This window comes from Mesorhizobium sp. B2-4-2 (assembly GCF_006442845.1).
GTDB lineage: Bacteria > Pseudomonadota > Alphaproteobacteria > Rhizobiales > Rhizobiaceae > Mesorhizobium.
The window spans coordinates 365528-378235 of record NZ_VFVM01000004.1 but is presented as its reverse complement, the minus strand read 5'-3'; the positions used below and the strand labels follow the sequence as shown (position 1 = coordinate 378235).

Here is a 12708-nt window from a genome sequence, read left to right as displayed (position 1 = left end):
AACAATACCAAAAAAATACCACTTGTCCACACGCATTAACGAATTCGCGGTCTCGAAATCGCTGGCGCAGGTAAATGACCAAGTTTTTCAATAAGATACGCTCTAATGTTTTTGCAGCGGAAATTAACCCTTGGCTATTGGTATTTTATTGGTATTATCGGCCTGGAGGAGAAATCACGTGAAATTCGTGCTTGGCATCGATGGCGGCGGCACCAGCTGCAGGGCGGCCCTGGCAATGGCGGACGGCACGGTGCTCGGCCGCGCCAAAAGCGGCGCCGCCAACATCCGCACCGACCTGACCGGCGCCCGGTCGAACATCGTCGAGGCGGCGCGGCAAGCCTTTGTCGCGGCTGGCCAGGATCCGGACCTGATCCCGCAAACACCGGCCATTCTCGGCCTCGCCGGCGCCAATGTCGGCACCTACCGGCAGCAGCTCGAGGCGATCCTGCCGTTCAGCACCAGCCGCGTCGAAACCGATGCCGAAATCGCGCTGGAAGGCGCGGTCGGTTCCGGCGACGGCGCCATGGCGATCCTCGGCACCGGCACCGCCTACATGGCGCGCAAGAACGGCAAGTCGCGTGCCATCGGCGGCTGGGGCTTCCAGGTCGGCGACCAGGGCAGCGGCGCCCGCATCGGCCGCGACCTGCTCGAACAGACCCTGCTTGCCCATGATGGCGTGCGCGCGCGTTCGGCGCTGACCGATAGCATGATGGCCGTGTTCCGCGACAATCCGGAGGATGTGGTCGAATTCACCACCAATGCCAAGCCCGGCGATTTCGGCGGCTTCGCCCCCAAAGTGTTCGAACATGCCGAAAAAGGCGACGCGGTCGCCAACTGGATCCTCGACAAGGCAGTCGCCGATGTCGAGGCCTCGCTCGGCGCGCTGGAGTTGGCGGACGACGCGCCGCTCTGCCTGCTCGGCGGGCTGGCGCCGCTCTACGCGCCGCGCCTGTCTGCACGCTACCGGGCGCTGCTTCGGGAGCCGCTCGACGATGCGCTCGGCGGCGCCGTGCAGATGGCGGTCCGCCTGTTCGCGCCGAGGGGAGCGGCTCGATGAGCGACGCCGCCGACCAGATCTTCGCCGCGCTGAAACAGTCCTCGCAAAGCGGTGCGCCGCTTTACCTGCAGCTGCGCAAGAGCATCGAGGATGCCGTCAACCGCGGCCTGATCGGGCCCGGCGACGCGCTGCCTTCCGAGCGCGACATCGCCATCAAGGCCGATATTTCGCGCGTCACCGTGCGTAAGGCGGTGCAGGACCTCGTCAAGGGCGGCATCCTGGTCCAGCGCCACGGCTCCGGCACCTTCGTGGCGCCGCGCATGGAGCGGGTCGAGCAGTCGCTGTCGCGGCTGACCTCCTTCACCGAGGACATGGCGCGGCGTGGCATGGTTGTGCGCTCGGCCTGGCTCGACCGCGGCCTTTACGCGCCCTCGCCCGACGAGATGATGGTGCTCGGCCTGTCGTCGAACGAATTGGTGGCGCGCGTGGCGCGCCTGCGCATAGCCAACGACACGCCGCTGGCGATCGAGCGCGCCTCGCTGTCGGCCAGCGTGCTGCCGGACCCCGCTGGAATTGGCTCCTCGCTCTACGCAGCCCTGGAATTGACCGGCAACAGGCCGGTGCGCGCGGTGCAGCGCATCTCGGCCGCCAATCTCGGCGACGGCGACGCGCGCCTGCTCGAAGTGCCGCCGGGCATTGCCGGCCTGCACATCGAGCGTATTTCCTATCTGGCGAGCGGCAAGGTGATCGAGTTCACCCGCTCCATCTACAGGGGCGACGCTTATGATTTCGTCGCCGAACTGCGGCTGACAGGGCCGAGCGAAGAGGGCCGACCATGACGACCGAGCCGAACAAATCGACGGAGCCGACCCATATGCGGCGCGAGATCGAGGAGATCCCGCAAGCCGTCGCCCGCCTGCTCGACGGTTCCGGTGCCGTACTTTCCGAAGCCGGCCGCGGCATTCGCGAGCGCGACCCGCATTTCGTCGTCACCGTGGCGCGCGGCTCGTCCGACCATGCCGCTACTTTCATGAAATACGCGGTCGAACTCACCGCCGGTCTTGCGGTGGCTTCGGTCGGCCCTTCCATCGCTTCGATCTATGGCCGCAAGCTCAGGCTCGGCGGCTCCGCGTGCCTGGCCATCTCGCAGTCGGGCAAGAGCCCCGACATCGTCGCCATGGCCGAAACCGCACGGGCAGGTGGCGCGCTGACCATCGCCGTCACCAACACCGCCGATTCACCGCTGGCGCGCGCCTCGGACCATGCGATCGACATCCTGGCCGGGCCCGAGCGCAGCGTCGCGGCGACCAAGACCTTCGTCAATTCCGCCGTCGCCGGCCTTGCTCTGATGGCGCATTCCACCGGCGACGAAGCGCTTCTCAAGGCGCTTGCCCGCTTGCCCGAGCATTTCGGCAAGGCGATCGCTTGCGACTGGATGAGCGTGCTCGTCGAAACGATCGAAAAGCAGAAGTCGCTGTTCATCCTCGGCCGCGGCCCATCCGCGGCGATGGCTAACGAAGCGGCGCTGAAATTCAAGGAAACCTGCGGCATGCATGCCGAGGCCTACAGTGCTGCCGAAGTCATGCATGGCCCGCTGGCGCTGATCGGCCCCGATTTTCCGGTGCTGGCCCTGGCCGCGCGCGACGCATCCGAACCGTCCGTGGCCGAAGCCGCCGACAGCCTGGCGGCCAAGGGGGCGCCGGTCTTCGTCACCTCGATGCTGGCGAACAAGGCCACACGCCTGCCGCATGTCGCCACCGGCCATCCACTGACCGATCCGCTGACGCTGATCGTGTCCTTCTACGTGTTCGTCGAGGCCCTTGCGCGCCACCGCGGCCTCGACCCGGATACGCCGCGCAACCTTCGCAAGGTGACGGAGACCGTATGAGCGACCGTTTCGCCCTGACTGGCGCCCGTATCTTCGACGGCGACGACTGGCATGACGGTCATGCCCTCGTCGTGCGCGACAGCCTGGTCGAGGCCATCCTGCCCACCGGCGCGCTTGCCGCGGATATGCGCCGCGTCGACACCGGCGGCGGCATGCTGACGCCGGGCTTCGTCGACATCCAGGTCAATGGCGGCGGCGGCGTCATGCTCAACGATCACCCCGATGTCGCCTCGATCGAGACCATCTGCCGGGCGCATGCGCCGTTCGGCACCACGGCGCTGCTGCCGACGCTGATCACCGATACGGCTGATATCACCGCCGCGGCGATTGCCGCCGGCGAGGCGTCGGCACTGCGGAAAGTGCCGGGGTTCCTCGGACTGCATCTGGAAGGTCCGCATCTGTCGATCGCCCGCAAGGGCGCGCATGACCCGGCGCTGATCCGGCCGATGACGGACAAGGACGAGGCGATGCTGATCGCGGCGCGAGGCAAGCTCCCGGTGCTGCTCACCACGATCGCACCCGAATCCGTCGAGGCGGCCCGCGTGACGGCCTTGGCCAAGGCCGGCATCATCGTCAGCCTCGGCCATTCCGACACCGGCTACGCCACGGCCAAAGCCTTCGCCGAGGCCGGCGCCAGCGTGGTCACGCATCTGTTCAATGCCATGAGCCAGATCGGCAACCGGGAGCCGGGACTGGCGGGCGCCGCCATCGACATCGGCGGCCTGTCCGCGGGACTGATCGCCGACGGCATCCATGTCGATCCCGCCACCATCGCAATAGCGCTGCGGGCCAAAGAGGGGCCGGGCAGGATCGTGCTGGTCACCGACGCCATGGCGACGATCGGCACCGACATGACCTCCTTCACGCTCAACGGCCGCACCATCTACCGCAAGGACGGCAGCCTGCGGCTTGCCGATGGAACGCTGGCCGGCGCGGATCTCGACATGATCTCGGCTGTGCGCTTCACTCATCGCAGCGTGGGCGTGGAGCTTTCCGAGGCCTTGCGCATGGCGTCTCTCTATCCGGCGCAGGCGATCGGCCAGTCGCACCGGCTCGGCCGCTTCGCCAAGGGCACCGCCGCCGACATCGTTGCGCTTTCGGACGATCTCGACATCAAAAGGGTCTGGATCGGCGGCGACAAGGTTTTTTCGACCAGCGCCGGCGGGCAACGGTGAAAGCCGGCAATGCCTGACGTCGATTGCGTCGTCGCCGGAGCCGGCGTCGTCGGGCTCGCCATCGCCAGGGCGCTCGCCCTGTCGGGCCGCGAAGTGCTGGTGGTCGAAAAGGCCGCTTCGATCGGCACCGTCACCAGTTCGCGCAATTCGGAAGTCGTTCATGCCGGGCTCTATTACGCGCCCGGAAGCCTGAAGGCGCGTTTCTGCGTCGAAGGACGCGAACGGCTCTATACCTATTGCCGCGAGCGCGGCATCGGCCATCGACGCACCGGCAAGCTGATCGTCGCCGTCGAACCGGGCCAGCTGCCTCGGCTCAATGCAATCCGGGCCAATGCGGAACAATGCGGCGTCGACGACCTCGATTTGCTGACCGCCGCGCAAGCAGAAAGCCTCGAACCGGCGCTGAGCTGCGCCGGGGCGCTGCTGTCGCCGTCGACGGGCATCGTCGACAGCCAGGGGCTGATGCTGTCGCTGCGCGGCGACGCGGAGGCGGCCGGTGCGTCGTTCGCCTTCCTGACCGCCGTCGCAGCGGCGACGGTCGAGGCCGACGGGATTCGTATCACCACGCGCGATGGCGACGGCGAGACGTTCGCGTTGAAAGCCGGCGCTTTCGTAAATGCCGCAGGGCTCGACGCGCAGGCGCTGGCCGGTAGCATCGAAGGGTTCCCGCCAGAGCTCGTGCCGCCGCTCTGGCTGGCGCGCGGCAACTACTTTTCGCTTTCGGACCGCTCGCCATTCTCGCGGCTGATCTATCCAGTGCCGGTCAATGGCGGCCTGGGCGTGCACCTGACCCTCGACCTCGGCGGCAGCGCGCGCTTCGGCCCCGACGTCGAATGGATCGGCCAGGCGGACTATACGGTGGATCCCGGCCGCAGCACGGTCTTCTATGACGAGATCCGGCGCTATTGGCCGGATCTGAGGGACGGCGCCCTGCTGCCGGCCTATGCCGGGATCAGGCCGAAACTGTCGGGCCCGAACCAGCCGGCGGCCGACTTCATGGTGCAGGGGCCGGCCGACCACCGCGCGGGCCGGATCGTCAACCTGTTCGGCATAGAGAGCCCGGGCCTGACGGCAAGCCTGGCGCTGGCCGAGCATGTCGTCGGTCTCTTGTTCCCCCGATAGTGCCCAGGCGACCGCACGAAACTGTCGCGATGCCTCCCGTCCAAACAAGCGGGATGAGGTATCCTTGCCTGGATCGACTTAGCTGGCGGGACTGCTTATGGAAAAAAGGTCCTTGTAGGTATCGCGCAGCAGATTCTTCTGCACCTTGCCCATGGTGTTGCGCGGCAATTCGTCGACGAAGACCACGCGCTTGGGATGCTTGTATTTCGCCACGCGCGCGGCAATGGCATTGAGTATCTCGGCAGCGGTGACGGTCGAAGCCGGCGAGCGAACCACGACGGCCGTTACGCCTTCGCCGAAATCGGGATGGGCAACGCCGATGACGGCACTTTCCAGGACGCCGTCAAGCGCGTCGATCTCGCTCTCGAGCTCCTTGGGATAGATGTTGTAGCCGCCCGAGATGATCAGGTCCTTGCCGCGGCCGACGATGTGGACATAACCGTCGGGGTCGATCATGCCGAGATCGCCCGTGATGAAGAAGCCGTCGGCGCGGAATTCCGCTTTGGTCTTTTCCGGCATGCGCCAGTAGCCGGAGAAGACGTTCGGGCCCTTGACCTCGATCATGCCGACCTCACCCTGGGCAAGCGGCCTGCCAGTGTCGGGGTCGGCGATGCGCAACGACACGCCAGGCAAGGGAAAGCCGACGGTGCCGGCGCGGCGCTCGCCATCATAGGGGTTCGAGGTGTTCATGTTGGTCTCGGTCATGCCGTAGCGCTCGAGAATGGCGTGGCCTGTGCGCTCGCGCCAGGCCCTGTGCGTCTCGGCCAGCAGCGGCGCGGAGCCGGAAACGAACAGGCGGATGTTTCTTGCCGCCTCGCGGGTCAACCCGTCCTGCTGCAAGAGCCGGACATAGAAGGTCGGCACGCCCATCAGCGCCGTGGCGTCCGGCAAGAGCGAGACGATGCGCCCTGCGTCGAATTTCTGCTCGAACAGCATCGAGGCGCCGGCCATCAGGATGACGTTGGTGGCGACGAACAGCCCATGGGTGTGGAAGATGGGCAGTGCGTGGATCAGCACATCGTCCGATGTGAAGCGCCAATAGTCGACCAGCACGCGCGCATTCGAGGCGAGGTTCTCGTGGCTGAGCATGGCCCCTTTCGAGCGGCCGGTCGTTCCCGACGTGTAGAGGATCGCCGCAAGATCGTCGGGACCGCGCGCGACGTCGTGGAAGTCGGGCGATTGCCGCGACGCCTGGTCCGCCAGCGATCCTTGCCCCTTGCCGTCGAGGGTGACGGCAAGGGCTCCGCATTTTTGCGCCAGGGCTTCGATGTCGGCTGCCCGTGCCGGATCGCAGACGACCAGCCGGGGCTCGGCGTCGCCGAAGAAATAGGCGAGTTCGGCCAGCGTATAGGCGGTGTTGAGCGGCAAGAAGACGGCGCCGGCACGCAGGCAGGCGAGGTACAGCAGCATAGCTTCCGGGCTCTTCTCGACCTGCACCGCGACCCGGTCGCCGGGCTCGACGCTAAGTTGCGAAAGCGCGTGCGCCAGTTGCGCCGAGCGCGCCAGCATGTCGCCATAAGTCAGCACGCGGCCGTCATCCGTCCGCATCAACAGGCGTCCGGGCTTCGGCATCCGGGACCGGAAAATGTCGAACAGATGATTGCTCATGAGGTCTTCCTGCGTCTGGCGGCCAAAGGCATGCATCCGACGGAGCCGGGCCTGTCTTCCGGTTCGGCCGCTTGCACGGCGCCAGACTGGTGGTGGTTCTTGCCGACCCGTCAAGCCCGCAAGGGCGGCTCCACGCGGCCGCCATGATCATGTCGCCGGCGAAAAGCGGAAGGCCTCGGCGGTGGGGGGCAAAGGCTTGGGGCGCGATGCGGCGCTACCGTGGGGTGCGCTCGGCCCTGGCGCTGGCCGGCTCTGATGCTTCGACCTGCTTGAAGCGCTCCATGCACATGGCTGCCGTCAGGCGATAGTGATTGAGCAGGGCTTCGACCGCGGCGTCGGCATTACCGTCCAGCGCATTTTCCGCGATCAGGCGGTGCTCCGCAAAATCGTCGCGCTGGACGCCTTCGCCGTTACTGGCCATTCGGCGGTAGCGGTAGGCGTGATCGGAAAGCTGGTCGCAAAACCCCACCAGCCATCGCGACCGGCAGGCCGAGATCAGCGCACGGTGGAAAGTGCGGTGCAGTCTCTCCCAGTCCGGATTGAGCGACGACAGATCCGTTGGCATGAGACGTGAGGTGCGCCCCAACCGATGCAACGCCAGAACCAGCTGTTCTTCCCATTCGGCGGTGCGGTGGGCGATGGATTCGCGAAGCGCCCGTTCCTCGAGCCAGCAACGGGTACGTGTCAATTCCTCGAGCTCTGCCGCGCTGACCGGCATGATGAAGAAGCCTCGCTGGTCATGCCGACCGAGAAGCCCTTCCGAGGCCAGGCGATTGAGAGCCTCACGAACCGGGGAAGCGCCGGCGCCATATTTGGAAACAACCCACTCAACCCGCAGCTTGCTCTCGGTTTCAAAGGCGCCCCGCAGAAGATCGGCACGGAGTTGATGATAGACGGTGCTGGCGAGCGTACTCTTCGAGCCTGTGCCGTCGTCATTCAGATTGGCAGCTGCGTATGTCAAAATCGGCTCCTTGTCCCCAAATCTTGTCCTGGGCAATTCGAGTCCGAGAAACAGTTCCCTTTCCGTACACGTACCCTACCGCGCGCGCCTCGACGCGCTCAAGCGGGAGATCGCGTCATTGTACTTTAGAACAAAGAAATATGCACGATCCTATATCTGGTCGAACGAAATCGTGTTCGGCTACAACCGGCGGAAATTTAACGTGTTTATATGCAGGATCACCTGTTCTTCCGTGCCTCCGCGCGAACCTCTTTTCCGTCGCGCGCAAAAGACACCGAACAGTGGGACCGAATCAGGCCTTTTATCCTGCCCATGGCTTTTGTCGCGGGGCCAGCCGCAGCGAAGCGCGCAGTGCAGGCCCCCGGGGTTGACCACGTGGGGAGATCCTGGCCTCCATCGGTTCCTTGTGCGGTGCTTTTAGCCGGCTGCCTTGTCGGCCGCCGTCCTGATCGCCCCGATATTTGCCCGGTACGCTTCCACGCTGCCGCCCTTGAAGATGGCGGCGCCGGCCACCAGCACATCGGCGCCGGCGGCGGTCACCAGCGGCGCGGTTTCGGGCGACACGCCGCCGTCGATCTCGATGCGGATCGGCCGGCCGCCGATCAGCGCCTTGACCCGCCTCACCTTGTCGACGATTGCCGGAATGAAGGCCTGGCCCCCGAAACCCGGGTTGACGGTCATGATCAGGATCAGGTCGAGCCTGTCGAGCACGTATTCGATCGCACTTTCCGGCGTTGCCGGATTGAGCGAAACGCCGGCCTTCTTGCCGAGATTCCTGATCGTCTGCAGCGAGCGGTCGAGATGCGGCCCGGCCTCGGCATGCACGGTCATGCCGTCGCACCCGGCCTCGGCGAAGGCTGCCAGATAGGGATCGGCCGGCGCAATCATCAAATGGCAGTCGAAGAAAGCCTTGGTGCGATTGCGGATCGCCTTGATCACCGGCGGACCGAAGGTGATGTTGGGGACGAAATGGCCGTCCATCACATCGAGATGGATCCAGTCGGCGCCGGCTGCCGCGACGGCCTCGACCTCGTCGCCCAGCTTCGAAAAGTCCGAAGCCAGCACCGAAGGTGCGATCAAGGTTTTTTTCGTCATGATGACGGGGCCTTTCCGAGCGCCTTTTTCATCTGATCACTGCCTAAAGCGCAGCCGCTGACTTGTCGAGGGTGCGAGCTTGGCGGTTCCACAGCTGGGGTAGTGCGGCGTCCTCTTCGTGTTGCAGCTTCAGCCTGCCCGGCCACGAAGAACCCCGCCGGATTGCTCCGGCGGGGTTTCCGATGTGCCTTCAGGCGATGGTTACTGCTGCTGGAGATTCAGGATTCTGTTTGGAGCCGTATCCTGCTGCTGTTCGGACTGCGGCCTGCGCCGTGGCAGAACCTGCTGCAGCAGCAGTCCCGGGTTGAGTTCCAGCGAGGGCAGCCCGCGCACCGGCCTGCAGTTTGGATAACGGCCGATCATGCCTTCCGGGCAACGCCGCCTGAAGATCGGCTGGCACTGGCCGTTGACCATTTGCGAGCCCGGCGCGCATTCGCTCTCTTGCCTGGACCGGCGGCATGCGCCGTCGATCACCTGGGTTCCACGCGGACAGACGCACTCGCCGCGCTTGTTGTGGATCTGGCCGCGAATGTCGCACTGCTCCACATCGGGCTGCTTGCGCCGGCACACTCCATTGCGCAGCTCGGTCCCCCTCGGGCAGACGCAGTCGCCATTGGCGTCGTGGACCTGGCCGCGGATGGTGCACTGCTCAGGCTTCGGCCTGTCGCGTACGCAGGCGTTGGCATCCCGGTCGAGATGCGTGCCCCTGGGACAGGTGCAGCCATGGCCGTTCGATGTCGGCACCGAGCCCGGTATCGCGCAGCCCGGCCTGGATATCGTGACGCAGGCGCCATTCTCCAACTCGGTCCCGCGCGGACAGACGCAGCGTCCGTCCTCTGTGCGGACCTGGCCCTCGAGCAGCACGCAACGCTTTGGCTCCTTCGGCGGGATGATGACGCCGCCGGACGAGCACTGGCCGTTGCGATAGGTGGTGCCTTGCGGGCAGACGCACCGGCCGGCGTCGTTCATGACGAAGCCTGCCGAGCATTCCTTCTTCGTCTCATGCCTGATGGCGAAGGGATGGCAGGCATAGGCCTTGTCGCGATTGCCCTGGGTATTGGCCTGGTCGCGGGAAAGCACATCTCCGCCGCCCTGCACCCGCGTGTCGGGAGAGAGCACGCCGACGCAGTTCTGGCCGTTGACGCTGCCTTGCAGATTGGCCAGGCGGCCGTCGTCGGGGATGACCACGGTGACGTGGTGGACGCGGCTTTCGCCAGCGCCAAGCGTCAGGTCTGCGATGCAGGACGCAGGCAAGGCCGCCGGTTCCGGCGAGCAGCCGAAGGCCGGCTCGATCGAGGTGATCGCGACGCCTTCCAGCCGGCCGAGGCCTTCGACGCCGATCGCATCGCCGATGCGGACAGGGCCGGAAAATTCCGCCGAGCCGTCGTTGGTGATGGTGATCTCGAACGAGCAGGGTTCTCCGGGCCGGCACTCGCGGTCGCCGGTCTTCTCGACGCGGATGGACGAGACCCCGCCGCCCTTGGCGCAGGCCCGGCCGACCGGATGGACGACGTCCTCGCCCTGCGCCGGGCCGTAGGAGCCCCGCGCGCAATTCTCGAACTCGCCGTTGGCCGAAACCGTCACGTCGAAGTGCCTGCTGGTTCCGGGTGTCATGACGGCGCCTGGAATCTGGCACGCCAGCGTGTCGGCCGGAACCGGCCCGCATGCCCATTCCGCGCCGTTTGATGTGACGGTCTGGATCTGGACGGGCGCGCCGCCCGCCACCAAAGTGGCGGCATCGTTGACCCGCACCGGACCGGTGGGGGCAGCCGTGCCGGCATTGCTGACGGTGATGCGGCAGGAGACGAAAGCGGCACCCGCCAACGAACTGCCGCATGTCTTGGTGATACGCAGGACAGGCTGGCCGCCATTGGGACGAGGGATGCGTTGCTTGGCGCAGGCCCGGTTGTTGGTGAGGTCGGTTTCGCCGGGGATCGGTTTCACCTCGGCGCAATTCTCGACCGTGTCCGACCGGTAGCCGGCCGGCACCACCGCCTTGACGACGATCGCCGTCAAAGCGCCCGGCGGCAGCGAGATGCCGGCATTGTCGCAACGGAACTGGCCGGGGCCGTTCGGACCGCATGTCCAGGGTGGGCTCGGGCCAAAGGTCGAGGAGGCCGGCGCGCCCCCGGGATAGGTGTCGACCACGGTCAGCGGCCCGTTATAGGTCGAGGTGCCGTTGTTGATGATGTCGATGACGAAGCTGCACACGCCATCGGCGGTGCAGGCTTCCGCGCGGGCACGCTTTTTCAGGATCAGGTCGGCCTTCTTCTCGACCGGCGGCCGGCAGTCGCGATCGCGATCGCCACGCCGGCAGATCGGGATCGAGGCGCAGCCACGGTCGTTGGCCTGGCTGCCGAACAGCGGCTTGCCGCTGGCGGCATAGTTATAGGTGGCACAGTTGCGCAAGCTGCTGCCTTGCCAGCCGCCAGCCGGCTTGAAGCCGAACTCCAGGTCGATGAAAGCCCCCGGATTGAGCGTGGTCACCGGATGGGTGCACATCATCGGGGTGGCGCCGGGCACACAGGTCCAGGGCGGATTGGGTCCCGAATCGAGCGTCGAGCCCGCCGGCAGCGTCACCTCGTCGAGCACGATCTTGCCGTTGTAGGGCGCGTCGCCGACATTGGTGACCCGGATGCTGAAGTCGCAGCCGCCGCCCATGGTGCAGCGCGTGACATCGGCGCGTTTCTCGACCTTCAGGTCCGGTTCCCTGTCCTTGGGCGGACATCTCTGGTCGCGCGGGATGACGATGTCGATGGTCTGCGTGCAGCAGAGCCCCCAACCCTCTTTCGGCCCGGCATAGGTCTCGATGCCGGTGACGACGAGGTGGATGACGTCGCCGGGCGAGGCGCCGACGATCTTCCAGTTCAGCACACCGCCGCCGGCCGGCACCTTCTGTGTGTCGGGGACGATCGTGATGCCTGGCGTGGCCGTCGAAAGCTGCACCCACTTGCCGCCCATCTCGGGACCGACAGGCATATGGTAGATGAACGCGCCGCCGCCGGGCACGCAGTCGACCGTGCCGCGCTCCACCTTGAAGCATTCCTTGCCCGGAGGCGGCGGTGGCGGCGGATTGCACTTGGTCAGGTCGATCCGCATCGAGGTCTTTTCGCCGGTGAGAAAATTGCCGTAGTCCGGCTTGCCCGGATCCTGTGAGGGAATGATGGTTCCCGTGCCGGTGCCGACGGTGACTTTGACCAGGCCCTGATTGTCGACCGTCGCCGGCGCGGGGAACGCCGCGTGGTCGATCCTGGCGGTGATACGGAAAGTGATGACACGTTCGCCCGGTGCGCCCGAGCCGTCGAGATCGGAAGCGGAAATCCGGAAATCCGAAACCGTTGCCGTGTCGTTGGGGCCGGCCGAATTGCTGATGACGGCGGCAGGCAGAGGTCCGCCCAGCGCATCGGTGCCGTCACCGGAGACCTGCATGTCGACGATTTGCAAGCCATGCGGGAGCTGGTCCTTGAAGTCGAGCCGGGCCCTCTGCAGCGAAGCCGACAGCCCCGGACTGGAGAAGTCTTGCGGGGCGCCGCGCAGGCCGAAGCTCAACGTGTAGAAGACATAGTCGCAGCTTCGCTGGCCGCCGGTCTTGGTGAAGAACGGCACGGCCCGTCCGGGCTCCGGATTGATGATGTGCGGATTGTCCAGCTTGAATTCCATATTCGGGCTGGCGGCCTGGACGGTCCTGGCCGGAGCCGTGTCTTCGGCAAGTGCCGGCAGCGCAGGCAGCATGGCGACCGCGATACCGGCGGCCACCAGCCAGCGCGCGCCGCGCCTGGCATATGACAGGCGCCTCGTGTTCATGACGGTTGATTTGTCGGCGACGCCCAGCGGGGAGAGTGCGAGATTGTTCATCGTCCCC

General features: G+C 66.0%; 9 protein-coding genes. 5 read left to right on the top strand and 4 right to left on the bottom strand.

Going from position 1 to position 12708, the window contains the following annotated elements:
- Positions 1-178: 178 nt before the first annotated feature.
- From FJ942_RS12070 to FJ942_RS12050, 5 genes are read left to right on the top strand one after another with little or no spacing between them, the layout of a single operon-like run.
- Entirely contained in the window at positions 179-1057 is an 879-nt protein-coding gene (locus FJ942_RS12070; protein ID WP_140625256.1) for an N-acetylglucosamine kinase, read from the top strand.
- Entirely contained in the window at positions 1054-1836 is a 783-nt protein-coding gene (locus FJ942_RS12065) for a GntR family transcriptional regulator (RefSeq protein WP_140491609.1), read from the top strand. Before FJ942_RS12070 ends, FJ942_RS12065 begins: the two co-directional genes overlap by 4 nt.
- The gene (locus FJ942_RS12060) at positions 1833-2885 is read left to right on the top strand and encodes an SIS domain-containing protein (RefSeq protein WP_140491611.1); all 1053 of its coding nucleotides are present in this window, start codon (positions 1833-1835) and stop codon (positions 2883-2885) included. Before FJ942_RS12065 ends, FJ942_RS12060 begins: the two co-directional genes overlap by 4 nt.
- Positions 2882-4060 carry an N-acetylglucosamine-6-phosphate deacetylase gene (nagA, locus tag FJ942_RS12055; RefSeq protein ID WP_140897818.1) on the top strand — a complete coding sequence of 393 codons (1179 nt, stop codon included), beginning with the start codon at positions 2882-2884 and terminating at the stop codon, positions 4058-4060. Before FJ942_RS12060 ends, nagA begins: the two co-directional genes overlap by 4 nt.
- A gap of 9 nt (positions 4061-4069) precedes the next feature.
- The gene (locus tag FJ942_RS12050) at positions 4070-5182 is read left to right on the top strand and encodes an NAD(P)/FAD-dependent oxidoreductase (RefSeq protein WP_140897816.1); all 1113 of its coding nucleotides are present in this window, start codon (positions 4070-4072) and stop codon (positions 5180-5182) included.
- Between the two features lie 78 nt (positions 5183-5260).
- Here the strand turns inward: FJ942_RS12050 and FJ942_RS12045 are convergent, their stop codons facing one another.
- The 4 genes from FJ942_RS12045 to FJ942_RS12030 all read right to left on the bottom strand — a co-directional run bounded on the left by FJ942_RS12045 (position 5261) and on the right by FJ942_RS12030 (position 12701).
- Positions 5261-6790, bottom strand: a complete 1530-nt coding sequence (locus tag FJ942_RS12045) for a malonyl-CoA synthase (protein WP_140524313.1) — start codon at positions 6788-6790, stop codon at positions 5261-5263.
- Between the two features lie 214 nt (positions 6791-7004).
- Positions 7005-7751 (bottom strand): GntR family transcriptional regulator, encoded by a 747-nt coding sequence (locus tag FJ942_RS12040; RefSeq protein WP_140493447.1) that lies wholly within the window; start codon positions 7749-7751, stop codon positions 7005-7007.
- Positions 7752-8168: 417 nt separating this feature from the next.
- Positions 8169-8846, bottom strand: coding sequence for a ribulose-phosphate 3-epimerase (gene rpe, locus FJ942_RS12035; RefSeq protein ID WP_140563740.1), 678 nt, complete (start codon positions 8844-8846; stop codon positions 8169-8171).
- 201 nt (positions 8847-9047) lie between these two features.
- Entirely contained in the window at positions 9048-12701 is a 3654-nt protein-coding gene (locus FJ942_RS12030; protein WP_140897814.1) for a hypothetical protein, read from the bottom strand.
- Positions 12702-12708: the final 7 nt, after the last annotated feature.

What these genes read in the sequence shown, in the direction of transcription:
- FJ942_RS12065 (WP_140491609.1), top strand. Translation starts at nt 1,054, where the DNA reads ATGAGCGACGCCGCCGACCAGATCTTCGCCGCGCTGAAACAGTCCTCG.
- FJ942_RS12060 (WP_140491611.1), top strand. Translation starts at nt 1,833, where the DNA reads ATGACGACCGAGCCGAACAAATCGACGGAGCCGACCCATATGCGGCGC.
- nagA (WP_140897818.1), top strand. Translation starts at nt 2,882, where the DNA reads ATGAGCGACCGTTTCGCCCTGACTGGCGCCCGTATCTTCGACGGCGAC.
- FJ942_RS12050 (WP_140897816.1), top strand. Translation starts at nt 4,070, where the DNA reads ATGCCTGACGTCGATTGCGTCGTCGCCGGAGCCGGCGTCGTCGGGCTC.
- FJ942_RS12045 (WP_140524313.1), bottom strand. Translation starts at nt 6,790, where the DNA reads ATGAGCAATCATCTGTTCGACATTTTCCGGTCCCGGATGCCGAAGCCC.
- rpe (WP_140563740.1), bottom strand. Translation starts at nt 8,846, where the DNA reads ATGACGAAAAAAACCTTGATCGCACCTTCGGTGCTGGCTTCGGACTTT.
- FJ942_RS12030 (WP_140897814.1), bottom strand. Translation starts at nt 12,701, where the DNA reads ATGAACAATCTCGCACTCTCCCCGCTGGGCGTCGCCGACAAATCAACC.